Annotated in this window: 21 protein-coding genes; 15 read left to right on the top strand and 6 right to left on the bottom strand. The window is 71.2% G+C overall.

What is annotated here, in order from left to right:
* The first annotated feature begins 102 nt into the window (after nt 1-102).
* Entirely contained in the window at nt 103-1,056 is a 954-nt protein-coding gene (locus ADK67_RS04215) for a sigma-70 family RNA polymerase sigma factor (RefSeq protein ID WP_231648006.1), read from the top strand.
* A gap of 1 nt (nt 1,057) precedes the next feature.
* Nucleotides 1,058-1,423 carry a hypothetical protein gene (locus tag ADK67_RS04210; protein WP_053715049.1) on the top strand — a complete coding sequence of 122 codons (366 nt, stop codon included), beginning with the start codon at nt 1,058-1,060 and terminating at the stop codon, nt 1,421-1,423.
* Between the two features lie 36 nt (nt 1,424-1,459).
* Here the strand turns inward: ADK67_RS04210 and ADK67_RS04205 are convergent, their stop codons facing one another.
* Complete coding sequence (locus tag ADK67_RS04205) at nt 1,460-2,194, bottom strand: SDR family oxidoreductase (RefSeq protein WP_053715048.1); 735 nt, start codon at nt 2,192-2,194, stop codon at nt 1,460-1,462.
* A 17-nt stretch (nt 2,195-2,211) separates the two neighbouring features.
* Nucleotides 2,212-2,592, bottom strand: a complete 381-nt coding sequence (locus tag ADK67_RS04200; protein WP_157619909.1) for a cupin domain-containing protein — start codon at nt 2,590-2,592, stop codon at nt 2,212-2,214.
* A 118-nt stretch (nt 2,593-2,710) separates the two neighbouring features.
* Between ADK67_RS04200 and ADK67_RS04195 the strand changes: the two genes are divergently transcribed.
* Nucleotides 2,711-3,484: an alpha/beta fold hydrolase gene (locus ADK67_RS04195; RefSeq protein ID WP_053715047.1), complete on the top strand. Its 774-nt coding sequence runs from the start codon at nt 2,711-2,713 to the stop codon at nt 3,482-3,484.
* A gap of 16 nt (nt 3,485-3,500) precedes the next feature.
* Here ADK67_RS04195 and ADK67_RS04190 read toward each other — a convergent pair whose 3' ends face one another.
* Nucleotides 3,501-4,334: a helix-turn-helix transcriptional regulator gene (locus ADK67_RS04190; RefSeq protein ID WP_053715046.1), complete on the bottom strand. Its 834-nt coding sequence runs from the start codon at nt 4,332-4,334 to the stop codon at nt 3,501-3,503.
* Between the two features lie 116 nt (nt 4,335-4,450).
* Here ADK67_RS04190 and ADK67_RS04185 point away from each other — a divergent pair, with 116 nt between their 5' ends.
* Nucleotides 4,451-5,515 carry an aldo/keto reductase gene (locus tag ADK67_RS04185; RefSeq protein ID WP_053715045.1) on the top strand — a complete coding sequence of 355 codons (1,065 nt, stop codon included), beginning with the start codon at nt 4,451-4,453 and terminating at the stop codon, nt 5,513-5,515.
* A 52-nt stretch (nt 5,516-5,567) separates the two neighbouring features.
* On the opposite strand, the gene ADK67_RS04180 is transcribed toward ADK67_RS04185, so the two are convergent.
* Nucleotides 5,568-6,437, bottom strand: a complete 870-nt coding sequence (locus ADK67_RS04180; protein WP_053715044.1) for an LLM class F420-dependent oxidoreductase — start codon at nt 6,435-6,437, stop codon at nt 5,568-5,570.
* 91 nt (nt 6,438-6,528) lie between these two features.
* Nucleotides 6,529-7,125 carry a DUF4291 domain-containing protein gene (locus tag ADK67_RS04175; protein WP_053715043.1) on the bottom strand — a complete coding sequence of 199 codons (597 nt, stop codon included), beginning with the start codon at nt 7,123-7,125 and terminating at the stop codon, nt 6,529-6,531.
* Between the two features lie 387 nt (nt 7,126-7,512).
* Here ADK67_RS04175 and ADK67_RS04170 point away from each other — a divergent pair, with 387 nt between their 5' ends.
* From ADK67_RS04170 to ADK67_RS04130, 9 genes are all read left to right on the top strand, one after another.
* On the top strand, nt 7,513-10,713 hold the full coding sequence (locus ADK67_RS04170; protein ID WP_082403216.1) for a S8 family peptidase: 3,201 nt from the start codon (nt 7,513-7,515) through the stop codon (nt 10,711-10,713).
* Between the two features lie 619 nt (nt 10,714-11,332).
* Nucleotides 11,333-12,763: a glycoside hydrolase family 15 protein gene (locus ADK67_RS04165; protein ID WP_157619907.1), complete on the top strand. Its 1,431-nt coding sequence runs from the start codon at nt 11,333-11,335 to the stop codon at nt 12,761-12,763.
* 79 nt (nt 12,764-12,842) lie between these two features.
* Nucleotides 12,843-14,768, top strand: a complete 1,926-nt coding sequence (locus ADK67_RS04160; RefSeq protein WP_157619906.1) for a GMC family oxidoreductase — start codon at nt 12,843-12,845, stop codon at nt 14,766-14,768.
* A complete protein-coding gene (locus tag ADK67_RS04155) occupies nt 14,765-15,877 on the top strand; it encodes a ferritin-like domain-containing protein (protein WP_053715041.1) in 1,113 nt (370 codons plus the stop codon). Before ADK67_RS04160 ends, ADK67_RS04155 begins: the two co-directional genes overlap by 4 nt.
* Entirely contained in the window at nt 15,874-16,395 is a 522-nt protein-coding gene (locus ADK67_RS04150; protein ID WP_053715040.1) for a hypothetical protein, read from the top strand. Before ADK67_RS04155 ends, ADK67_RS04150 begins: the two co-directional genes overlap by 4 nt.
* Nucleotides 16,379-17,302 carry a myo-inosose-2 dehydratase gene (gene iolE, locus ADK67_RS04145; protein ID WP_053715039.1) on the top strand — a complete coding sequence of 308 codons (924 nt, stop codon included), beginning with the start codon at nt 16,379-16,381 and terminating at the stop codon, nt 17,300-17,302. Before ADK67_RS04150 ends, iolE begins: the two co-directional genes overlap by 17 nt.
* 20 nt (nt 17,303-17,322) lie before the next feature.
* On the top strand, nt 17,323-18,378 hold the full coding sequence (locus ADK67_RS04140) for a sugar phosphate isomerase/epimerase family protein (RefSeq protein ID WP_053715038.1): 1,056 nt from the start codon (nt 17,323-17,325) through the stop codon (nt 18,376-18,378).
* A gap of 2 nt (nt 18,379-18,380) precedes the next feature.
* Nucleotides 18,381-19,196: an MBL fold metallo-hydrolase gene (locus ADK67_RS04135; protein WP_197289273.1), complete on the top strand. Its 816-nt coding sequence runs from the start codon at nt 18,381-18,383 to the stop codon at nt 19,194-19,196.
* Between the two features lie 19 nt (nt 19,197-19,215).
* A complete protein-coding gene (locus ADK67_RS04130) occupies nt 19,216-20,877 on the top strand; it encodes an alpha-keto acid decarboxylase family protein (protein ID WP_053715036.1) in 1,662 nt (553 codons plus the stop codon).
* Between the two features lie 26 nt (nt 20,878-20,903).
* Here ADK67_RS04130 and ADK67_RS04125 read toward each other — a convergent pair whose 3' ends face one another.
* Entirely contained in the window at nt 20,904-21,221 is a 318-nt protein-coding gene (locus tag ADK67_RS04125; protein ID WP_157619905.1) for a hypothetical protein, read from the bottom strand.
* A gap of 378 nt (nt 21,222-21,599) precedes the next feature.
* Here ADK67_RS04125 and ADK67_RS04120 point away from each other — a divergent pair, with 378 nt between their 5' ends.
* Together ADK67_RS04120 and ADK67_RS04115 are read left to right on the top strand one after the other, a co-directional pair.
* Entirely contained in the window at nt 21,600-22,637 is a 1,038-nt protein-coding gene (locus ADK67_RS04120) for a TOMM precursor leader peptide-binding protein (protein WP_053715034.1), read from the top strand.
* Entirely contained in the window at nt 22,627-23,958 is a 1,332-nt protein-coding gene (locus ADK67_RS04115) for a YcaO-like family protein (protein WP_053715033.1), read from the top strand. Before ADK67_RS04120 ends, ADK67_RS04115 begins: the two co-directional genes overlap by 11 nt.
* The last annotated feature ends 163 nt before the right edge of the window (nt 23,959-24,121 follow it).

Raw genomic sequence — 24,121 nt, 5'->3', positions numbered from 1 at the left:
CTCACCGGGGGCTGCCCGCGCTGAAGCCTGGTCCGCGCAGCCGCGGGAACCGGTGGCACGAGCGGCGCGACCAGACAGGGGCGAGGGTTGACGGATTCCGGTGTGAGTCTCGATCCGGAAGGTGTGGACGACCTGGAGGAGGCCGCGGCTGTCTTCATGGGCGTGCGGCCGCGTTTGTTCGGGATCGCGTATCGGATGCTGAGCAGTGCGACCGAGGCCGAGGACCTGGTGCAGGAGGTCTGGTTGCGGTGGCAGACGTGCGACCGCTCGGTGGTGGTCAACCCGGCCGCGTTCCTGGCGACGACGGCGACGCGGTTGGCGATCAACGCGTTGCAGTCGGCGCGGGTGCGGCGTGAGACGTACGTGGGGCCGTGGTTGCCGGAGCCGGTGGACACGAGCGCGGATCCGTACCTGGGTGCGGAGCGGGGTGAGGCGCTGGAGTTCGCGGCGTTGATGTTGATGGAGAAGCTGTCGCCGAACGAGCGGGCGGCGTACGTGTTGCGGGAGGCGTTCGACTACTCGTACGCGCAGATCGCGGAGATTCTGCAGTCGACGGAGCCGGCGGTGCGGCAGTTGGTCAGTCGGGCGCGCAAGCACATGGCGGGTGAACGGCGCACGCCCGCGACCGCCGCGGCGCAGCGGGAGCTGTTGACCACGTTCATCACGGCCGCCCGCACCGGCGACTTGATGGCGTTGGAACGGCTCTTCACGGCGGACGTGACGAGCCTGTCCGACGGCAACGGCAGGCTGCGCGTCGCCCGCAAGCGGATCGTGGGGCCGCCGGCCGTGACGCAGTTCCTGGACGCGATCTCCACCTGGTTCTGGGACGACCTCGACGTGCGGTGGGCGAGCGCGAACGGGCAGGTCTCCGCCGTGCTGAGGCGCAACGGCGCCGAGTTCGGCGTGCTCGCGGTCACCGCCACCACCGACGGCATCGACCGGGTGCTGTGGATGCTCAACCCCGAGAAGATCGGGGCGTTGTCCGACGCGTCCGGGTCGCCGACGTCCCACGCCGCGGTGGTGCCCGGTCGTGGGCGGCGGCTGCGGAAGACCTGAGATGCCCAGCCGGCCTGACGACGTCGCGCGCGGGTTGGCCGAGGCGTGCCTGCGGGGCGACGTCGCCGCGGTCCGGGCCGCCTTGGACGTGGACGCCGTCGCCGTGTGCGACGGTGGCGGGCTGGTGCTCGCCCCGACGGCCGCCGTCCACGGCGCGGAGAACGTGTCGCAGGTGGTCACGGGCGTGCTGTGCGGGCGACCGGACACCGAGTTGACCATCGAGTCGGTCAACGGCCGCGCCGGGCTGGCACTGCGCCGCGCGGGCCGTGCCCTCGCGGTGGTCGGCCTCCGGGAGGCCGGCGCCAAGGTCACCGACGTGTGGATCGTGCTCAACCCGGCCAAGCTGAACGGCTGGCACCGCCGTTGACGGGGCCCGCACCACGTCCGTGCGGGCCCCGCCGGGTCAGCGCGCGAGCCAGTCGCGGTAGGCGGTGCCGGCGATGACGGCGCCGTCCCCCGGGACGAGCACGGACCCCGGGACGGCGGCGAACATGCCGGCGCTGTCGTCGGTGACGACGGTGCGCTGGTCACCGCGGGCGGCGAGGGTGATCCTGCCCAACTCGTCGAGCGCGAACACCTCGGGGCCGGCGACCTCGCGGACGCCCCGCAGCGGGGCTCCCACGCTCACGTCGGCCACCGCCCGGGCGACGTCGGCCGCGGCGATGGGTTGGACGGGCGTGGCGGGCAGGTGGACGGTGTCCTCGTCGGAGGTCCAGCTCAGCACCGCGTCGACGAACTCGAAGAACTGCGTGGCGCGGACGATCGAGTACGGCGCCGGGCCGGCCTTGAGGATGTCCTCCTGCGCCACCTTGGCGCGGTAGTAGGCCAGGTCGGGCACCTGGTCGACGCCCACGATCGAGAGGATGACCACGTGGCCGACGCCGGCGGCCTCGGCGGCCGTCAGCAGGTTGTCCATGGTCTTCTCGAAGAACGCGGGCGAGGCGTCGTCGAACGTCGGCGAGTTCGTGAGGTTGACGGCGACGTCGGCACCGGCCAGCGCCTCGGGCAGGCCCTGCCCGTTGAGCAGGTCCAGCCCGGTGGACGTCGAGTGCGGCACCGCCTCGTGCCCGCTCGCGTTCAGGATCTTGACGACCTGCGAGCCGATGAGCCCGGTCCCGCCGATGACTGCGATCTTCATTTCTCCGACCTTTCTGGTCAGTTCGCGCGCGGGGCCCGGCGGTCCGCGCGCCGGGCGAGTTCTTCGGCGTCCACGAGGTCGATCATGGGCTTGCCGGGTTCGCAGAGCATGGTGACGGCGAAGCGCACCGGGACGTCGTCGCGGTTGTTGCCGTCCTGGTAGTGGATGACATCGCCACCCGGCTCCCAGAACGCCTCGCCTGCCCGCACGACACGCGCCGGCTCGCCTTCGAGCTCGAACACCATCTCGCCCTCCAGCACGTAGCCGAAGGCCGGTCCGGGGTGCCGGTGCGGCGGGGTGCCGGGGTCACCCGGCGGGTACTCGATGACGACGGTCATCGCGTGGGCACCCGCCGGGATGAACGGCGGTGTCGCCTCCTGTACCACGGTGAACGACATGACAAGACCTCCTCGGGAACGGCTCCGCCGGCTAAGACCGGACACCCTCGCGAGTTGTGACACGAGCACGTGGCCCGCCGTGTTCGGGGCGGAGCCGGAGTGTGGTCGAATCGGCCGCATGACGATCGAGCACGTCCCCGTCTCGGATGGGGGACGCCTGTGGACGGAGAAGTCCGGTGATGGCGCGCCCGTGGTCCTGCTCCACGGGTCCGTCCAGGACAGTCGCCTCTGGGACGGTGTGTTCCCCGGACTCGCGTCGTGCCGCACCGCGATCCGGTACGACGCGCGGGGTCTGGGGCGATCGACGCCGCCGACCGCGCCGTTCGGCTACGAGGACGACCTCCTCGCGGTGCTCGACCACTTCGGCGTCGAACGCGCCGCGCTGGTCGGGCTGAGCATGGGCGGCGAGGTCGCGCTCGACTTCACGTTGGAGCACCCCGAACGGGTGTCCTCGCTGACGCTCGTTGCGGCGTCGGCGGGCGGCCACGACTGGCCTTCGTTCCCCGAGCTGGACGCCTACGACGCGGCGCACCGGGGCAACGACGCCGAGCGCCTGGCCGGGGCGGAGCTGGCGGTGTGGGCCTCGCTGGGCGACCGGGCGCCGGGCTACCCGGCGATCGTGACCATGGTCACCGAGAACGCCGAGGTGCGTGCCGCCGCGGAGAAGGGGCACGTCCGCTTCACGGCGGAGGGCGCCGTCGAGCACCTCGACCGGGTGAACGTGCCGACCACCGTCGTCGTCGGCGACCACGACCACCCGGAGATCGGTGTGATCGCCCGCCGGCTCGCCGAGGGCATCCCGGGCGCGCGCCTGGAGGTCGTGGCCGGGGCCGACCACTACCTGCCGCTGCGCACGCCGGAACGGCTCACGGAGATCCTCGTCCGCCAGTGAGCCGCCTGATTCGCTGTCACCGGGCGAACAGCTCGTCCAACGCCGACCGGCTCTCGTCGTCCGCGGCGCGGTAGATCACCAGCAGTTGGTCCGGGTCCTGCAGTGGCGTGAGCGTTTCGAAGTGCACCTCGATCACGCCGACGTCGGGGTGTCGCACCACCTTGCGCCCGCGGCCGTTCGCCTTGACGGCCCGTTCGCCCCATAACCGCGCGAACTCCTCGTCACGGGTGATGAACTCGGCGATCAGGTCGGTCAACGCCCGGTCCTCCGGGTGCGCGGCCCACGCGGTGCGCAGGTGGGCGACCCCCTCCCGCACGACGTGCTCGCGGTCGACGTACAGCTCGCGCATCTTGGGGTGCAGCAGGCACAACCACATCACGTTGCGCTGTGCCGGCGGCAGGGTGTCGAAGTCCACGAGCAGCCGCGCCATCTCGCGGTTCCAGGCCAGGACGTCGTAGCGGTGGTTCATCAGCAGGGCCGGGAGCGGCGACAGGTCGGCGACCAGCCCGGCCAGTGACGGCGCCGCGGTGGTGGCGAGCTCGTCGGCCCGGCGCGGTCGCTGCTGGGCCAGGCCGAAGAGGTAGGCGCGTTCGTCGGGGGCCAGGCGCAGCGCCCGGGCCAGCGACTCCACCACCTCCGCCGAGGGCCGCGGCCCGCGGGCCTGTTCCAGCCGCACGAGGTAGTCGACGCTGATCCCGGCCAGTTCGGCGACCTCTTCGCGGCGCAAGCCCGGGGTCCGCCGGTACTGCCGACGTGACGGCAGGTCGAAGTCCCGCGGATCCAGGCGTTCGCGGCGGGTCCGCAGGAACGCGGCCAGCTCCCGCGTCACGTCCACGGTGTCGGTGCTCACGGCTGGTCCAACCGCCCGGGTAGGACTGCTGTTCCCAGGAACTCCCGTCCCTTACCCCCGGCGCACGGCGGTCACAGGCTGGTGCTCGACGACGATCACGAGCACAGGAGGACCTGATGCCGCTCACCCTCGACAGCTACCGGCTGCTGGGCCGCTCCGGGTTGCGGGTCTCACCGCTGGCCCTGGGCACGGCGACGTTCGGCACCGAGTGGGGCTGGGGCGCCGGGCGGGACGACGCGCGCGAGCTGTTCGACACCTACGTCGAGCGCGGGGGCAACTTCATCGACACCGCCAACACCTACACCGACGGCAGCTCCGAGCGGATGCTGGGCGAGTTCGCCCGCGACCGCCGCGAGGGCCTGGTGCTGGCGACGAAGTACACGACGTTGCGCCGGCCCGGCGACCCGAACTCCGGCGGCGCTCACCGCAAGAGCCTGTTCGCGTCGGTGGAGACGAGCCTGCGGCGGCTGGGCACGGACTACGTCGACCTGCTCTTCGTGCACGTGTGGGACGTCACGACACCGGTCGACGAAGTCCTGCGCGGCCTGGACGACCTGGTCCGGCAGGGCAAGGTCCTGTACGTGGCGATGTCCAACGCGCCGGCGTGGGAGGTCTCGCGGATGCAGGCGATCGCCGACCTGCGCGGCTGGTCGCCGCTCGTCGCGCTGCAGATCGAGTACAGCCTCGTCAACCGGGACGGTGAGCGTGACCTGATCCCGATGGCACGGGCGATGGGGTTGGGGGTGACCCCGTACTCGCCGCTGGGTGGCGGCGTGCTCTCCGGCAAGTACCGCCGCGCCGACCTGACCGCGCCGGGCGCCGACTCCGGCGAGAGCAACCGCAAGAGCTTCAACGCGGGCCTGGGCATGGTCACCGAACGCACCCTCGCCATCGCCGACGTCGTGCGGGAGGTCGCGGCGGAGCAGGGCCGCACCCCCGCCCAGGTCGCCCTGGCGTGGACCCTGCGGAACCCGGCCGTGACGGCGCCCGTCCTCGGCGCCCGCACCCCCGAGCAGCTGGTGGGGAACCTGGGCGCCCTGGAGGTCGACCTCACCGCCGACCAGCTCGCCCGCCTCGACCAGGCCAGCGCGATCGTCCTCGGCTACCCGCACGACCTGCTCGCCGGCGACCACGTCCGCGCGGTGACCGCGGGCGACCTGAAGATCGAAGCCCGCCGCTGACGCGCCGGGGGAAGCACCAGCCGCCCTCGACGCGCCGCGCCGGTCGTGACCGTCAGGAGAGTTCGGCCAGGCGGCCCGTGGCCGGGGCGAGCACCCGCTCGATCCACGCGGCCTGGTCGCCGTCCGGCGATCGCAGGATGACGGTGTCGATGCCCAGGCCCGCGTAGCCCGCCACGGCCTCGACGCACTCGTCGGCGTCTTCGGGCATGTCCCCGAGGTGCACCACGGTCTTGCGGATCGTGTCGTGGTCACGGCCCAGGTCGTCGCAGTGCCGGCGCAGCACGTCGAGCTTGTGCGGCGCCTCGGCGGGTGACGCGAGCAGGAGGTTGCAGGCGTCGGCGTAGCGGGCGACCAGCCGCAGGGTCTTCCGCTCGCCGTTGCCGCCGATCATGATCTCGGGGTGCGGCGCGCTCACCGGCGCGGGCACGCACAGGGTCTCGGCCAGCCGGTAGTGCTCGCCCTCGAACGGGCCGTTGTCCGCCGGGTCCCACATTTGCAGGCAGACCCGCAGCGCTTCCTCCAGCCGTTCGAAGCGCTCGCCCAACGGCGGGAACGGCACGCCCAGCCCCCGGTGCTCGCGCTCGTACCAGGCGGCGCCGATGCCGAGGGTCGCGCGACCGCCCGACAGCACGTCCAGCGTGGTGACGTTCTTCGCCAGCAGGCCGGGGTGGCGGTAGGTGACGCCGGTGACGAGCGCGCCGAGCCGGATGGTGGAGGTGTGCGCGGCGAGGAACCCGAGCGTGGTGTAGCTCTCCAGCATCGGGTCCTCGGCGCCGCCGTTGTGCTCCATCTGGAAGAAGTGGTCCATGACCGACAGCCACGCGACCCCGGCCGCCTCGGCCGCCGCGCCGGCGGCGGCCAACTCGGGGCCGAGCCGCGCCGCACCCTGGTTGAACCGGTTGATGTGCACACCCAGTCGCACGTCGTGCTCCGTTCTCCACCTGCTCCGCCATCGACGGCGGCGACGCTAGCGGCTGGAGCGCGCTCCAGGTCAACCCGTGTAGCGGGCCGCGTCAGGTGTCGGCTTGGATCCGCCGGGCGATGGGGGAGGGTAGCGGGTAGGGGCGTTCCGGTGGCAGCAGCCGCTGCGCGTCGGCGTGCCGGCCGGCCCGGACCAGCGCCGCCATCCGGTGCACGGTCGAGGTGAGGTCGGTCAGGCCGACGACCCACTCCTCGGCGTAGGTGCGGATCAGCGCGCGGCCGATGCCCACCTGGATGCTGTACTGGTTGAGCGCCGCTCCGCGCAACGTCCGCTCCGGGTCCCACTGCACGTGGACGTCGGCCTGCTCGAACACCGCGCTCCACGCCGCCGCGCTGCCGTGGATGGCCGGTTCGGGCGCGGTGAGCACGGCTCGGGACAACGCCTGCTCCCAGCCGGCGCGGGTGACGCGGACCGCCAGGACGCGTTCCTGCCCCGGCTTGCGGGCCCAGTTGCTGCGGTGCACCAGCCACCGCAGCGACGGTTTGATCCACGTCATGCGGGTGAACGAGAACGGTGCCACGAAACGGCCCGCGGCCAGCGCCGCGTCCGCGATCGCGGCCGGATAGGCTTGGTACACCCGAATGGTGTCGCCGTCGAAGTCGGCGCGAACCTGGCGCAGCAACGCCACTGGCCTCCACCCCTCGTCCGGCGCGGTCCGGTCGACGACACCTTGGCACGCCGGGTCCCCGCGGCACGAGCCGAATCCGGCGCCCCTGTGCGCGCGTGCCTGATCCCCAAGCGCACCAAGGGGGTTGCGGTGTCGGAACCCCGATGCCGCCGATCGGCCCAAGGTTGTTCGGAGAACGTTGTTCAGCCCGTCGATCACGAGCCTGAACAACCCGGGAGCCCCTAGCGTCCGAGCCGGTCAGCGCCGACGAGCCCGTGCTCCACGTTCCGCGCACGACGCACCGCCCACGGCTCCGCGGCGCCGGTCACCCACCGGAGGAATGGGGAGGAACTCGTGTCGGGTTCGAGATCACGAAGGCGCACGACCTGGCCGGCCGCGGTGCTCACCATGGGGGTCGTCGCCGCGATGGCGGTGCCCCTGGCGTCAGCCGCGGCGGCACCGGCCGGCGGCGCGCAGGGAGACGGGACGGCCGGCGCGAGGCGGGTCGTCACGCTCGTCAGCGGGGACCGGGTCGTGCTCGACGGGGACCGGGTCGCCTCCGTCACCGCGGGCCCGGGCCGGGAGGGCATCGGCTACCTGACCTTCCAACGCCGGGGCCACGTGCACGTCGTCCCGCGCGACGCGGCACGCCCGCTCGCCGAGGGCAGGTTCGACGCACGGCTGTTCGACGTCACGGGACTGGTCGAGGCGGGCTACGACGACGCGCGCCGCGACCGCGTGCCGCTGATCGTGAAGCGCTCCGGCGACCGGGCCGCGACGTTGGACGCGCTCCGGGTCGAGCGGGAGCTGCCGACCGTGCACGCGGTGGCCACGACGGCGGCCAAGGCGTCCGGGGCCGACTGGCAGGCGTTGCTGACCGCTCCCGGCGTGGCGAAGGTCTGGCTGGACGGCGTGCGCCGGCCCGTGCTGGACCGCAGCGTCGCGCAGATCGGCGCGCCCGCCGCGTGGGCCGCCGGGTACACCGGCGCGGGCGTGAAGGTCGGCGTCGTGGACACGGGCGTCGACGGCGGGCACCCCGACCTGGTGGGCCGGGAGATCGCCGAGCGCAACTTCACCAGCGACCCGGACGCCACCGACACCATCGGCCACGGCACGCACGTCGCGTCGACGATCGCGAGCAACGGCACGCAGTACCGCGGTGTCGCGCCCGGCGCGCAACTGCTCGACGCGAAGGTGTGCGGGCAGGCGGGCTGCCCCGAGTCCGCGATCCTCGACGGCCTGCGCTGGACCGCCGAGCAGGGCGCGGACGTGGTGAACGTCAGCCTGGGCGGCACCGACGGGCCGGAGGTCGACCTGCTGGAGGAAGCGGTCAACACCCTCTCCGCGGCGCACGGCACGCTGTTCGTCGTCGCGGCGGGCAACAGCGGGGCCGCCGAGACCGTGGGTTCGCCGGGCAGCGCGGAGGCCGCGCTGACCGTCGGCGCGGTCGACCGGGACGACAGCATCGCGGACTTCTCCAGCCGCGGCCCGCGCACCGGCGACGGCGGCGTCAAGCCCGACATCACCGCGCCGGGCGTCGACATCGTGGCCGCCAAGTCGCGCGGCGTCCCCGGCGCCGGTCCGGCGGACCACATGGCCGCCTCCGGCACGTCGATGGCGACACCGCACGTCGTGGGCGCGGCCGCGCTGCTCGCGCAGCAGCACCCCGACTGGTCGGGCGACCGGCTCAAGGCCGCGTTGACGGCGGCGGCCGAGCACAACCCCGACCTGACGGTGTTCGACCAGGGTTCCGGCCGCGTCGACTCCGCCAAGGCCATGACCACGACGCTCACCACGTCGCCGACGAGCGTCAGCCTGGGCGTGCAGGCGTGGCCCCACGACGACGACGTGCCGCTGAGCAAGGCGCTCACCTACCGCAACGCGGGCACCGCGCCCGTGACGCTCGACCTGGGCGTCGAGGCACGCAACCCGGACGGCACACCCGGCGCGGCCGGGCTGTTCACCGTCACCCCGGCCACGGTCACCGTCCCGGCGGGCGGCGAGGCGGCGGTGACGGTCACCGGCGACGGCAAGTCCGGCGCGGTCGACGGCGCGTACACCGGCCTGGTCGTCGCCAAGAGCGGCGCGGACGTGCGACTGCGCACGCCCGTGGCGATCAGCCGCGAGGTGGAGAGCTACGACGTCCGGTTCACCCAGCTCGACCGGTCCGGCAAGCCGGAGGGCAACTACTCCGCCCTGCTCATCGGCGTGTCCAACGACCGGTTCAGCATGATCACCGACGCGGACGGCGACGTCACCACCCGCGTGCCCAAGGGCGTCTACACCGCCGTGTCCGAGCACCGCTTCGGCGAGCCCGGCATGACGTTGCTGCTCCGGCCGGACGTCACGGTCACCGCCGACACCGAGGTGGTCTTCGACGCGCGTGTCGCGGCCCCGATGAAGATCACGTCGCCGGACCGGGCCGCCACGCCCGGATTCGGCTACGTCGCGTTCGGCCGGCGCCACGAGGACGTGATGTCCGTGATGGGCCTCGTGTACCCGGAGGGGTTCCCCGCGGACATGGCGCTGGGCAACAGCGGTCCGGCGCTGCCCGCGGCGGAGTACGGCGTGCTGATCGGCGCGGAGTTCGCCGGCGCGCCGGTCGGCGGGAAACCGGTGTCCTACCGGCTCGCGTGGGAAGAGCGCGGCAAGGCGCCGACCGGTTTCGCGCGCAGTCCGGGGAAGCACGAGCTGACGGAGGTCAGCACCGCGTTCGGTCCGGGCAGGCCGGGTCGGATCAACGAGCACTCCGGCAGCGCGGCGACCACCGACGGCATCTACGGCGTCGGCGGCGCGAACGCGGTGGAGCCGTCGGGCGGCGCGATCGACCACGTCCTGGCCGCGAACGTGACGTGGCGCTGGCGGTTGCTCCAAGGCACGCCGGAGGCGGTGGAGACGGCGCTGCTCGGCCCCGACCGCACCTACCGGTCGGGCCGGAAGTACGCGGAGGCGTTCGGCTTCCCGGTCATCGGCCCCACACCGCCGCACTCGGCGGAGCCCTACCTGTTCCGCGTGGGCGACGTCGTGGTGGCCGACCTGTGGCTGTTCGGCGACGGCGCGGGCAACCGCGGCGACTCGCTGACCGGCACGTCCCGGACCGCGCTGTACCGCGACGGCGTGAAGGTGGGCGAGACCCCGTTGCCCGGCATCGGGGCGTTCCCCGTGGCGCCGGGACCGGCGGACTACCGGCTGGAGACGGAGAGCACGCGGTCGAGCGACGTCTCCGAGTTCAGCACCGGGGTGCGCTCGGCGTGGACGTTCCGCTCCGACACCGCGCCCGGTGACGGACGGCGGGCCGTGCCGCTGACCGTCGTCCGCTTCACCCCGAAGCTGGACGGGAACGGCGCGGCCGCCGCCGGCCGGACCCTCTCCGTGCCGCTGGTGATCACCCAGCAGGACGGCGGCGACAACGGGCGGGTGCGGCGCGTGCGCGTGGAGGTGTCGTTCGACGACGGCGGCACGTGGTCCGAGGCTCCCGTGATCGGCCGCACCGCGATGGTCCGCAACGCCGCGGGGGCGGGCGCGTACGCCTCGCTGCGGGTGAAGGGCGCGGACAGCAAGGGCAACACGTTCGAGCACACCCTGATCCGCGCGTACAAGCTCCGGTAAGGGTTCTTCGCGCACAGCTCCACCAGCAAACAGCGCCACCAGAACACAGCGGCGGATCCCCTTTGTCGAGGGGGTCCGCCGCTGTGCTGTGCGCCGGTCCGCCGCCGACCGCGGCGCAGCGGATCGACGGTCCTCACCGTTCCCGGTGACGTTCGTCCGACCGCTGACCCGCGAAAGCGCACAGCGGGTGACGTGACTGGGCTGTTCGTGGAATCCGGGCCACCCTCGGAGGTGCTGGTTCCGCCGGCGACTTCCCGCGACACCCGGCTGAAAGATACGTTCTACTGACTCGCGATATCCGCCGCGAAACCACCGGAACAGGGCTCCGCTGATCCTTTCGCCACGCCCGTTCCAGCGAAGGAGAAGGCGTCATGGTCGACGTAGCGTGACGATCGCGGTCAACCGGAGATCACCGCCTCCGAGCAGGCCGGACGCGCCGTCGACGCGGTTCGGCACATCTCGGTACCGAGTCTCGACGTCCCTCTGGTGGACGCCACCGGAACGCCCTCGGCCGCCGTGGACCGGCAGTGGAAAAACCGCTGTCCGATCCGGCGGAGCCGCGCGCAGAAAAACGTAGGACAAACAACGTAGGACAAACGCAGAACAACGGAGTCCAGCAATGCTCGAGTCCGCGCTGAAGCTCGACCTGCCCGCACGCACGAACCGGCCCGCCGGGACGTCCCGGGCCTGGGCGAGCGTCCAGAACTCCTTCGCCCCGGGAGCGGTCGACCTGCCGTCGCTCGTGCCGATGATGTCCATGTTCCTGTTCCGCAACATCGCCAGTGACGGCTTCGTCTTCAGCGATCCGCAGTCGCCGGGTGACGTGTCCCGGGACTCGAAGCCGGGTTGCGTCCTCGCCGCCCCGTCCTACCCGGCCGACACGCCGGGCATCGACCAGGACTACGTCTACAACTGGGTGCGCGACGGCGCCATCACGGCCATGGAGGTGGCCAAGGCCGACCTGCCCGTCGGTCCGAGCGGCGCGGTGCAAACGCTCGACGACTACGTGGCGTTCGCCGACCTCTGCCACTCCAACGCCCAGCCGCCGTGGACCAAGGGTCACGCCTGCTTCACCATCGCGGGGGACGTCCGCCCGTGGACCGAGCAGAACGACGGTCCGGCCTTGCAGTCGATCACCGTCCTGGCCGCCTACGACCAGCTCGACCCGGACACCCGGAAGCGGGCGGTCGACCTGGTGAACTCGAACGTGGCCTTCCTCCTCGGCGTCTACGAGGACCCCACCACGAACCTGTGGGAGGAGCACAGCGGCTACAGCTTCTTCGCCCGGTCCGCCCAGCTGCGCTGCTTCCTGGAGGTCCAGGCCTCGACCGTCGCCGGCATCGACAAGCCGGCCGGGCTGCGGCCCGCCGTCGACTGGCTGCGCCAGGCCCTCGCGGGCCACTGGGACGGCGGCAAGTACGTGAGCGTGCTGGCCGACCCCGGCAACGGCGCCCCGCCCTCGCCCCACGACCCGGTCGTCAGCGGCTACGACCCGAACATCGACATCGTGCAGTCGGCTCTCTACGGCGCCGTTCCCGTCACCGACACCAAGCTGCTGGCCACGGCGGCCCAGCTGCGCGCGCAGTGGGAGGAGGGCGGCATCGCGTTCTACCCGATCAACAAGGCGGACCGGGAGAACTTCGGCATCGGCCCCCTGTTCGGTCGCTACCCGGGCGACGTCTACGACGGCGACGCCTCGCACCCGGTGCTCGGCGGTCACCCGTGGGCGCTGTCCACGTGCAACGTCGCCGAGCTGCACTACAGGCTGGCCGCCGAGATCAAGTCGAGCGGCACGGTGCCCGTGGACGCCCTGTCGGCGCCCTTCTTCGCCCAGTCCGGCGTCGACGCGTCGACGGCGCCGGCCGCGGCGGCCACCGCCCTGGTGGCGACCGGTGACGCCATGGCGCGGGCCGTCGTCCACCACAGCGACAACCTGGAGCTCTCCGAGCAGTTCGACGGCACCACCGGCTACGAGCGCAGCGTCCACAACCTGACGTGGAGCTACGCCGCCTACCTGTCCGCCATGCGTGCCCGTGCCGACGCCGTGTGACCCGTGGCCGACTGATCCGAATCCCGACCACCACACCGGCCCGGCCGCGCCCGGAGCCCGGCAGAGGGGTGACTGCCTCATGTACGTGAAATTCCCCGAGGGTGCGGCGAAGCGCACCGACGCCGCGGCGGCGGCCGACGTCCTCTACGACGCGGTCATCGTCGGCGGCGGTGTCGCCGGCGCCATCATCGCCTCGCGGCTGGGCGCCGCCGGCAAGAGCGTGCTGATCCTCGAAGCGGGCCCCGGCGAGGACATCACCTTGAAGGGCTACGAGGACTACCTCGACCGCTTCTACTCGGCGACCAGCAAGGACAACCAATCGCCCTACCCGGTCGTGGCGAACGCACCGATGCCCCGCGGCACGGACGCACGGCGCATCTTCCCGGGCGTGCCCAACACCTTGGGCTACATCGTCCAGAACGGGCCTCTCGCCACCGACACCACCTACACGAGGGTCCTCGGCGGCACCACCATGCACTGGGAGGGCAAGACGCCGCGGATGCTGCCCGAGGACTTCCGGACGCGCACGCTCTACGGCGAGGGCGCCGACTGGCCGCTCACCTACGACGACCTCGCCCCCTACTACAACGAGGCCGAGTTCGAGCTGGGCGTCTCGGCCGACGTGGAGGACCAGTCGTACCTCGGGGTCGCGTTCGACGAGGACTACGTGTTCCCGATGAAAGGGCTGCCCCTGTCGTACCTGGACCGGATGGTCGCCAAGGACGTCGACGGGATGCCGGTCGAGCTCGACGGGGTGCGCCGGGAGCTGCACGTCCGGCCGTGGCCGCAGGCGCGGAACGGGATACCGAACCCGGCCTACAACGGCGGGCAGGGGTACGTGCCGCGAGGCGCGGTGAGCACGTACCAGGTCGAGGTCGGCGGACGGTGCCAGGGCAACAACAACTGCGTGCCCCTCTGCCCGGTGCAGGCCAAGTACAACGCCGGCAAGACCCTCGCCGTGGCCCTCCAGAGCCCTCACGTCCACATGGTGGCCCAAGCCGTGGCCTACAAGGTGCACGTCGACCACGACACCGGCCGGGTCACCGAGATCGAGTACCGCCACTACGACCAGCCCGACGGCACCGGGTTCACCACCAGGCGAGCCCGTGGCCGGCTGTTCGTCCTGGCCGCCAACGCGGTGGAGAACCCCCGGCTGATGCTGGCCTCCGGCCTGAACAGCTCGAGCGGCCTGATGGGGCGGAACTTCATGGACCACGCCTACCTGCTGGCGTGGGCCCTGCTCCCGGAGGTCGCGGGCACCTTCCGCGGCACCAACTGCACCGGCGGCATCACGGACCTGCGCGGTGGCGGCTTCCGCAGCCGTCAGGCCGCGTTCGCCATCGACATCCACAACGACGGCTGGGGCTGGGCCAGGGGCGCGCCGATGACCGACCTGGTCGACCTGGTGGACGCCGGCGGTCGCTACGGCGAGTCCCTCCGCCAGGGACTGGTGGACCGGGTGTCCCGCCAGCTGCAGTTGGCGTTCATGATCGAAGTCCCCGCCAACCCGAGCAACCGGGTCACCGTGGACCCCGCCTACACCGACCACCTGGGGAACATGCGGCCGATCCTCAGCTACGACCTGCCCGACTACACGATGCGGGGGGTGGCGTACGCCCGGCAGCTGTCGAAACAGATCTTCGCGCGCCTCGGGGCCGAGGACCACACCCAGTACGACCCGGACTTCTGGGGCTACGCCGTCTACGGCGGCGAGGGGTACGAGATCCGAGGCGGCAACCACCTCGCCGGCACCCACATGATGGGCGGCGACCCGAAGACCTCGGTGGTCGACGCGAACCAGAGATCGTGGGACCACCGGAACCTCTACCTGGTCGGCGGGGGCAGCATGCCGACCGTGAGCACGTCGAACGTGACGCTCACCATCGCCGCCCTGTGCCTCCGCAGCACCCACGCCATGCTGGCCCAACTCGCCTCCGAGTCCGCGCCGATCAAGATCACCGCGACGGGCGCCACCCAGGACCGCCCCCAGGAGGTGGCCCTGTGACCGGGTCGACCATCGACAACCGCCACGACCTGATCGAGTACCTGCACAGGGCGATGGTGTTGGAGCACGCGACCATCCCCCCTTACCTGACCGCGTACTACTCCATCCACCCCACCACGAACTCCGACGCCGCCCACATCATCAGGGTGGTCGCGGTGGAGGAGATGCTGCACCTGACCCTCGCGGCCAACGTCCTGAACGCCATCGGCGGCAAGCCCCGCCTGACCCGGCACGGCTTCGTGCCGTCGTACCCGACCTACCTGCCCGACGGCGAGCGCGACTTTACCGTCGACCTGCGGCCGTTCTCCCACCGGGCGGTGGAGACGTTCTGCAAGATCGAGCGTCCGGCCATGGCGCCCCGTGGCAGCGCACGGCTGCTGCCCGTGTCGGACCTCGCGAGGCCGTCCCTGGTCACCAGCCCGGTGGACGAGGGGCTGCGCTTCTACAGCATCGGCGAGTTCTACGCGGAGATCATCGAAGGGCTCGAGACGGTGGCGGCCAAGGAGCCGGACCTCTTCCGCGGCGACCCGGCCCGGCAGGTGGGGCCCGAGCACTTCTACTCCGGCGGCGGGTCCGCGATCCGCGTCACCGACCTGGCGTCGGCCCGGCGGGCGCTCCGCTTCATCGCCGATCAGGGCGAGGGCTTCGACCACGGCATCCACGACGAAGACGGCGAGCTGGCCCACTACTACCGGTTCCGGCAGTTGCAGCTCGGCCGTTACTACCAAGTGGACGACGACCCCGAGCACCCCACGGGGCCGGAACTCGGCATCGACTGGAAGGCCGTGTACGACGTGAAGGTGAGCGCCCGGTTGTCCGACTACCCGGTGGACTCGGAACTCGCCGCTGTCGCCCGGGACTTCAACGCCGACTACTGGGAGTTCCTCGGCCTGCTCGACGACGCGTTCAACGGTGAGCCGAGCCTCTTGCAGGAGGCCATCTGGCACATGTTCCGCCTGCGCGACGGGATCAACCGGCTGGTGCGCAACCCCCTGCCGGGCAGCGACGGCCTGCACGCCGCGCCCACCTTCGAGATGCCGGTCGGCGTCGAGTCCACTCCGGACGTCTCCCTGACCGCCGGCGGGGCAGTGGAGGCGGTGACGCGGTGACCACCCACTCGTTCACGGAGTTCGTCTCCTTCTCGGTCGACCTCACCGCGTTCGGTGAGACCGACCTGCTCGGCACCGGCCTGGCCCACCAGTACTTCGCCAAGGTGCGGGACGCCTGCGGTGAAGACGTCGTCACCGACCTCCTGGCCGCCCACCGGGCGGCGAGGGCCGACGCGTCGGCCGATGGCGGAGGCCCCGACGGGACGCGGCTCGATCGCGCCCTGCGCCACCGGATCTTCAGCGACGAGCGCCTCGGCCCGGTGGCCCGCAACGTGGTCAAGCTCTGGTACGCCGGGATGTGGTACGGCCTGCCTCCCGAGTGGACGGACCGCTACGGGGCCCGTGCGGCGGCCGAGACCTCCACCGTCACCGCCGCCTCCTACCAGGAAGGGCTGCTGTGGCGGGCCATCGGGGCGAATCCCGCCGGCGCCAAGGCGCCCGGCTACGGCTCCTGGGCGCAACCACCCCGCATCGAGCGGAGCTACCTGAAAGGGCAGGAACATGACAGAACTCGGTGACCGCCTCAGCCCGGACAAGGTGAAGCTGGGCGTCTGCTGCACCCTGTGGTGGAACGACGACTTCCCCACCATCGACGCCGGCATCCCGTTCGGCCAGGCCGTGAGCGAGATGGCGCTCGCCGGCTTCCAGGGCTGCAGCATCGGGCACAAGTACCCCGCGGACAACGACGTGCTCAAGGCCGCCCTCGACCTCCGCGGCCTGCAGGTGTCCGAGCCCTGGACGAGCACGTACTTCACGATCAAGAACATGCGGCGGAAGACCATCACCGCCTTCGAGGACACGTTGGCCCGCATCAAGGCGCTGGGCGGGAGCGAAGTGGTGGTGGCCGAGTTCGGAGCCTCGTCGCACCTGCTCCCCATCGACGTGTTCGCCAACAGGCCGGTGTTCACCGACGCCCAGTGGGACGAGCTCACGTCGGGCCTGCAGGAGCTCGGCAAGATCGCCAACTCGGCCGGGATGAGGCTCAGCTACCACCACCACATGGGCACCGGCGTCATGTACCGCGAGGACGTCGACCGGTTGATGGCGTCGACCGACCCGACCCTGGTCCACCTGCTGCTCGACACCGGCCACATCGCCTTCGCCACCGGCGACGTGCACGCTCCGCTGGAACTGGCCAAGGCTCACGCCGACCGCATCGGCCACGTCCACCTCAAGAGCGTCCGGCCGGAGTTCGTGAGCACCGTGACCGAAGAAGGCCTGTCGTTCCAGGAGGGCATCGAGCTCGGTGTCTTCACCGTGCCCGGAGACGGCGCGATCGACTTCCGACCCGTCCTCGAAGTGCTGGCCGACGCGGAGTACCGGGGATGGCTGGTCGTGGAAGCCGAGCAGGACCCGAACAAGGCGAACCCTCTCGCGTACGCGAAGAAGGCTCGCGCCTACCTCACCAGCCTCTTGGGCTGGTAGCTCACACAGAGGACACCGGCATGAACGCGATACCCGAGCGAGACGTGTTCTTCAGCTTCTTCATGTTCACCGCCGACCTGAAGCCGGAGGACCCGCGGTACACCAAGGTCCTGATCGACCACCTGAAGGCCGTCGCCGACATGGGCTACGACGGCTTCGACCTGCACATCGCCTCCCGGCCCCCGACCGTCGACCACCAGCTCGAAGTCGACGGCTACGTCCGCCTCAAGAAGGCGTTCGACGCGGCCGGGCTGGGCGACCTGAAGTTCACCACCAACGTCGGCACGACCCGGACCTTCGACCCGACCTCGCCGTACGAGGAGCAGCGCGCCCAGGCCTTGGCCTACCTCAAGTCACGCGTCGACATCACCCGGGTCCTGGGCGGCGACTCGATCATGTCGGGGCCGTTCCTCTACCCCTACGGCGCCTTCCCGGTCACGGACGCCGGTGACCAGCTCTGGAGCGACGCCCTCCTGGACTGGATGGAGCCCCGCTTCCGCGCGGCGCGCCCCGTTTTCGAGGAGCTGGCGACGTACGCCGCGGCCCGTGGAGTGAAGCTCGCCATCGAGCCCATCAAGAGCTGGGAGTCGCCCCCGCCCAACATGGTCTCGCGGGTGCTGGACTTCCTCGACGACCTCGGGCACGCGCACTGCGGCGCCACGATCGACACGGCACAGGTCGTGCTGGAGAGCCAAGGTCCGTCGATCTTCCGGGACAACGTCGCCCGAGCCGCACGACAGGAGCGGCTGCACTACATCCACGTCTCCGCACCCGACCGCGGCGCGGTGCGCGACAGCTGGATCCCCTGGGACGTCATCCTGAAGGAGGTCGAACCCGTCTACCGCGGCCCGTACCTGGTCGAGGTGTTCAACGCGATCCCACCGTTCGACAGCTCCATGCGCATGGCCCGCCGACGGTTCTGGCGACCCGGCGAGGACGACCCGGTGCCCGGCGTCGACAGCGCCTACGACGTCGCCGTGGCCGCGTTGGAGGAGCTGCGCGAGCAGGTCGCCCGCTACGCCCGGGTCCGCTCCGAGCCGGAGCCACTGGCCGTCGCCCACGCCGGAGGTGTGTGACGGTGCCCGACCCCATCGCCCTGGTCGTGAAGCAGACGCACGACGTCCGCATCCACACGTTCGTCGCGCCCTTCACGGACGACAACATCGCGAACGCCACGCACATCATCGAGACCGAGAACCAGTTGGTGCTCGTCGACAGCCAGTTCCTCGTGCCTTACGCGCACGCGTTCAGGGCCTACGCGGACGAGCTGCGCAAGCCGATCGAGAGGCTCTACGTCTCCCACCGGCACCCCGACCACTGGTTCGGGCTGGGCGCCGCGTTCGGCGACGTCACGAGCTACGCGCTGCCGGAGACCATCGGCTTCATCCAGGAGCACGGCGAGGAGTCGAGGAGCGACCACTGGAAGCTCGGCGACCTCGTGCCGGACCGGGTGGTCGTGCCCCAGAAGCCCGTCGTCCCGAGCGAGGAGGCGATCGACGGGGTCAGGTACACCTTCGACCGGGTGGTCGAGACCGAGATCGACTTCCACCTCACCGTCAAGCTGCCCGACCTGGGCGTCTGCTTCACCCAGGACCTGGTCTACAGCGGCACCCACCTGTACCTCACCCAGCACCTGGGTCACTGGATCGAAGTCCTGCAAGGAATGCTGGTCGAGGACTACGAGCTGTTCCTGCCCGGTCACGGCCTGCCGGCCGACAAGAACGAGGTGGCTCGCAACATCGAGTACCTCACGGCCGCGCGCGAGGCGATCGGCAACGGGCTCACCGACGAGGCGTTCCGGGACTTCATGATCCAGCGGTACCCCGAGCGCAAGTGTCCCGGGATCTTCGACATCTACCTGCCCCGGCTCTTCGGCGGCGCGAGCGACTACTGACTGCGGAGGCGGCCGAGCCATGAACGACGGGTACACCGTAGGGCACTACCTGGTAGACCGTCTCCGGCAACTGGGCCTGGAGCACCTGTTCTCCGTCGCGGGCGACTACTCGATCGACTGGTTGAACGACTACGTCACCCCGAGCGGCATCGAGATCGTCGAGGAGGTCAACGAGCTGAACGCCGGTTACGCGGCGGACGGGTACGCCCGGCTCAAGGGCATCGGGGCGCTCTGCGTCACCTACTCCGCCGGGGCTCTGTGCGCCGTGAACGCGGTCGCCGGCGCCTACGTCGAGAAGGTGCCGCTCGTGCTGATCAACGGCACGCCGAGCACCAAGAAGACCATCACCTTCGAGCAGACCGGCTTCAGCGCGCACCACTTCATCACCGGACGTGAGACGGACCTCCAGTCGTTCGAGCACATCACGGTCGCGACCGCACGGGTCGACAACGCCGACGTGGCGCCGATGCTGATCGACTACGCGCTGACCCGGTGCGTCAGCGAGCGACGCCCCGTCTACGTCGAGCTCCTCCAGGACGTGGTCGGCCAGGAGTGCGAACCGCCCGCGGGCGTGCTGAAGCCCGCCAGGGCGGTGTCGGACCCGATCAGCCTGGACGGCGCGGTGGCGCGGCTCTGCGCCGGGCTCGACAGCGCGGAGAACCCGCTCGTCTGGGTCGGCGTGGAGGTCGACCGCTTCGGCCTCCAGCAGAAGGTCCTGAACCTGGTGCGGCAGCTGAACGTCCCGTTCGTCACGGAACTCCTGAGCAAGGCCGTCCTGTCCGAGGACGAGGAGCTGTTCGTCGGCGTGCTCGACGGCCAGGCGTCGTCGAGCGCCGTCCTTGACCTGGTCGCGAAGTCCGACTTCGTCCTGGCGCTCGGCGTGTGGCTGACCGACATCAACTCGTTGGGCTGGCAACCGGACTTCGACAAGACCGCGTTCGCGTCGTTCGACGCGGTCAAGTCCGGCACCTACTTCGCCGGGCAGGTCGCCCTGGAGCACCTGGTGGACGGCATCCTGGCGAAACAGCTCGCGGCCAAGACGCGCAAGCTGCCGGAGAAGCCGGCTCTCCTCGCGCCGATCCTGAACACCGGCGACGAGATCACCTACCAGGGGTTCTACGACTTCATCCGGCAGCACGTCGACGAGCACACCGTCGTCGGCAGCGACGCGAGCCTGAACTACTTCGGGAGCCTGCTGCTCCACGTGCCCGGCCAAGGCGCGTTCGTCGCCCAGTCGTCGTACTCCGCGATCGGCTACATCGGGCCGGCCGCGACGGGTCTCTGCCTGGCGAAGCGGCCCGACCAGAGGGTGCTGGTCTTCTCGGGCGACGGCGGCTTCCAGATGACCGCCCAGTGCCTCTCCACGCAGACCCGCTTCTCGCTCGACCCGATCGTCTTCGTGATCGACAACGGGGTCTACGGCGTGGAGCAGTGGCTCGCCGACGCGTCGGTCTTCCGCCCCGGCAGCGAAAAGCCGTTCTACCGGTCGTGCGACCTGCACCAGTGGGACTACGCCAAGCTGGCGGAGGTGTTCGGCTGCCAGGGGTGGACGGCCCGCACGTACGGCGAGCTGGAGGAGGCCGTGAAGGGAGCCCTGGCGAACTCGGGCGGCCCCTCCCTCATCCAGGTCGTGGTGCCCGCCAAGTCGATCCCCGAGAACGCGGAGTGGAAGACGCGGTAGCCGGCCGACGACGTCCCGGCGGCGGCTCAGCCCGGCAGGTAGCGCGGTGGCCGCCGGGCGTCCGCCGCCTGGTCGACCGCCGCCGCGAAGCGCAGCACCTTCGCATCCTCACCGTGGCCGGCGAGTTGGTCGGCGACACGATCACGTCCAACCCGTGTGCCGCGCCGACCTCGTCGATCGACCGCGTCGCCAGCGCCGTCGCCGTCCGCCGCCGCTCGACGTACCCCACGTTCGAACAGGCCTCGCAGCCGCTCCGCGTGGGCAGCGTTGAACAGCTTGAGCGACGGCCTGCTCATCCGGGTGTGCCGGGGCGGATTTATGCCGAGGATGGAGTCGGGGTTCAACGGCACCTGGCGGCCGCGTGGTCGCCGGCCCACCAGCCGCTTCCCCTGTTCATCAAGTCGGTTCGCTCGATGCGGTCTGTCGACGTGTGCGCCGTGGACATCGCCACTCGCTTCCGGATCACCTCCACGAGTTCACCGTCACCCTCTGCGGGAATACCGGAAACACGGGCGGTGAGTAGTCTGGGATTCATTCTTCAGGGTGACTGGGTCGATTTCGGATTGCGTCTCCGGAGAATAGCGCCGTACGTTCGGCCCGCTGTTCAAGCTAATTGCGAGCAGCTAACCGAGTGGCGAAGGTATCGGCGGTAGCAGGACGAACAGCACCAACAGCACGAACTGCACGAACAGCAGTTCGGTCCGACCTTCACGGAGCGAAGCATGCGGTCCAAGACGGCGCCTCGGATCAAGCGGTCGTTCACCGTCGTGGCGCACAGCCCCGACGAGGTGGAGCTGCGCGTCGGGGTGTGGAACACCACGTCCCACCTGATCAGCGACGACTCCGGCGCCGGCCGGCTGCTCTCCCTGATCACCGCGATGGACGGCACCGCGACCGAGACCGACCTGGCCATCCACTGCGGCGCCTCGGCCGACGAGGTCGCCGGCGTCGTCGACCGGCTGCGCGAACTGGGCGCGGTCGAGGACGGCCCGCAGTCGGCGCTGGACCGCTACCTGGACGAGCACGCGCACGTGCTGCGCGACCGCGACCCCGGTCCGCCGCCGACCGTGCGGCTGCTCGGCGACCCGGACCTGGTCGGCCCGCTGGCGCAGCAGCTGGTCGCGAGCGACCCGAAGCTCGCGGTGCTCGACGCCACCGACGAGACCGCGCAGCACCTGCTCGACGACCCCGACACGACGTGGGCCGAGGACCCGCTGCGGCGGGCGGAGCGGCTGGCGCCCCTCGCGCACTGGCGGGACTCGCTGCTGGTGTGGGTGGGCTCGCGGGTCGACCCGGTGCGCTGCGCGGTGCTCAACAAGATGAGCCTGCACCTGGGCGCGCCGTGGGTGCACGGCGCCGTCGACGGACCGTTCCTGCTCGTCGGGCCGGTGTTCCTGCCCGGTCGGACGGCGTGCTACGCGTGCTTCGAGACCAGGGTGCTGATGAACCTGACCGGCGCCGACTCGTACCTGCGGTACAAGCGTGCGCTCGCGACGGCCGCGGTGTCCGGTGGGCGGATGCCCCTGCTCCCCGCGTTGACCTCGCTGCTCTCGTCCTACCTGGCGCTGGACGTGCTGAACCTGGCGCACACCGGCGCGGCGTTCACCGCGGGCAAGGTGCTCGGGCTGTACCTGCCCACGTGGGAGACGACGGTCAACGAGGTGCTGCCGATTCCCGGTTGCCCGGCGTGCGGTCCGGTCAGCCGGCGCGAGGACGATTCGCTGTGCTTCGACGTGAGGGCGTGGCTCGATGCGCGGTGACCTGCGACCGAGGCACCGCGGCGGCAGCAGGCGGGCGGCCGTCGAGGCGTTGGCGCGGCGGGTGGTCAGCCCTCTCACCGGTCTGGTGCCCGGCGTCGGCTTCTACGCCCGCGGGCGGGGCGGCACGCGGGTGGTCCTCACGACGTGCGACCTGGCCGGCGTGCACCACCTGGTCGGCGGCGCGCCCGCCGGGCCCGGCGCCCACCACATCGGCGCGGCGAGCCTCGACGCGACCGACGCGGTGATCCGCAGCCTGGCCGAGTCGATCGAGCGGTACGCGCACTACGCGTTCGCGGTCCACCACCGGTTCGCGTTCGCGCCGAGCGCCGATCCGCCCGGTCCGGCGCTGACCCCGGACGACCTGTTCGACGACGACCAGTTCGCCGGCGACGGCTTCCCGTTCGAGCGGCCCGATCCCGCCGCGACCCTGGGCTGGTGGCGGATGACCGCGCTGACCGGCGGCGAGGACGTGTTCGTGCCCGCACAGTCGACCGTGGTCGGCTACCGGCCGCGCGAGGGCGAGCCGTGGTCGCACCCGGCGGTGTCCACGGGCACCGCCGCGCACACCGATCCCGGAACGGCGCTGCTGAACGCCATCCAGGAACTGGTCCAGCTCGACGCGACGATGGGCCACTGGCACACCGCCACCCGCAGCGTGCGCATCGACCTCGACCAGCGCACCCAGGCATTGGCGGACCTGGTCGACCGGCACTGGGACTCCAGGGGACCGCGTCCCGAGTTCCACCTGCTGCCCAGCCCCGACCTGCCCGGCTTCACCGTGGCGTGCCTGCTCCGGGCGGCGGCGGTGGGCGGCCCGGCGATCAGCGTCGGTCTGGGCACGGGCACCGCCCTCACCACCGCCATGTACAAGGCGCTCCTGGAGGGCACCGCGCTGATCACCCTGTTCAGCGCCGGCCCGTTCCCACCGTCGGACGAGACCGCGCCGTCCGCCGACGAGCTCAGCCGGTTCCTCGACCTGAACGGCAACGTCACGCACTACTCCGAGCCCGAAAACGCCCGCGTCGTCGAGGAGCGCTTCGCCGACTGCGACACCGCGTCGGCATCGGACCTGCCGCCGGACGTCACAGCCGATCCGCGCACCCTCGTGCACCGGTACCTGACCGCGTTCCGCTCGACCGGCAAACGGCTCCTGTACGGGGACCTGACCACACCGGACGTCCGCCACCTCGGCTTCCACGTCCCGCGCGTGTGGTCTCCCGACCTGCTCCCGCTGAGCCTGCCCGGCGCGCCCGCGCGGCTGCACCGGCGCTACCTGGACTACGGCGGCTACCGCGACTCGGCCATCCACCCGTACCCGTAGGAACGCCTACCGACCGTGGGCAACCGGTGCTCAAGCTGAACGGTGCCCTGTACTTCCACCGCTCGGCCGTTCGGTCGTGGCACGAGCCTCCACCGGCGGGTCGGTCATCCGGTCCCGGTGGGCATCCACTGTGGAATCAATTCGACGGCATTGCCGAAATGTT

The sequence above is a fragment of the Saccharothrix sp. NRRL B-16348 genome (assembly GCF_001280085.1).
GTDB lineage: Bacteria > Actinomycetota > Actinomycetes > Mycobacteriales > Pseudonocardiaceae > Actinosynnema.
This window is presented reverse-complemented; position numbering and strand designations above follow the sequence as displayed.

Coding starts and splice junctions, on each gene's coding strand:
- ADK67_RS04210 (WP_053715049.1), top strand. CDS start 1,058: ATGCCCAGCCGGCCTGACGACGTCGCGCGCGGGTTGGCCGAGGCGTGC.
- ADK67_RS04115 (WP_053715033.1), top strand. CDS start 22,627: ATGCGCGGTGACCTGCGACCGAGGCACCGCGGCGGCAGCAGGCGGGCG.
- ADK67_RS04140 (WP_053715038.1), top strand. CDS start 17,323: ATGAACGCGATACCCGAGCGAGACGTGTTCTTCAGCTTCTTCATGTTC.
- ADK67_RS04160 (WP_157619906.1), top strand. CDS start 12,843: ATGTACGTGAAATTCCCCGAGGGTGCGGCGAAGCGCACCGACGCCGCG.
- ADK67_RS04170 (WP_082403216.1), top strand. CDS start 7,513: ATGGGGGTCGTCGCCGCGATGGCGGTGCCCCTGGCGTCAGCCGCGGCG.
- ADK67_RS04195 (WP_053715047.1), top strand. CDS start 2,711: ATGACGATCGAGCACGTCCCCGTCTCGGATGGGGGACGCCTGTGGACG.
- ADK67_RS04120 (WP_053715034.1), top strand. CDS start 21,600: ATGCGGTCCAAGACGGCGCCTCGGATCAAGCGGTCGTTCACCGTCGTG.
- ADK67_RS04165 (WP_157619907.1), top strand. CDS start 11,333: ATGCTCGAGTCCGCGCTGAAGCTCGACCTGCCCGCACGCACGAACCGG.
- ADK67_RS04205 (WP_053715048.1), bottom strand. CDS start 2,194: ATGAAGATCGCAGTCATCGGCGGGACCGGGCTCATCGGCTCGCAGGTC.
- ADK67_RS04130 (WP_053715036.1), top strand. CDS start 19,216: ATGAACGACGGGTACACCGTAGGGCACTACCTGGTAGACCGTCTCCGG.
- iolE (WP_053715039.1), top strand. CDS start 16,379: ATGACAGAACTCGGTGACCGCCTCAGCCCGGACAAGGTGAAGCTGGGC.
- ADK67_RS04185 (WP_053715045.1), top strand. CDS start 4,451: ATGCCGCTCACCCTCGACAGCTACCGGCTGCTGGGCCGCTCCGGGTTG.
- ADK67_RS04200 (WP_157619909.1), bottom strand. CDS start 2,592: ATGTCGTTCACCGTGGTACAGGAGGCGACACCGCCGTTCATCCCGGCG.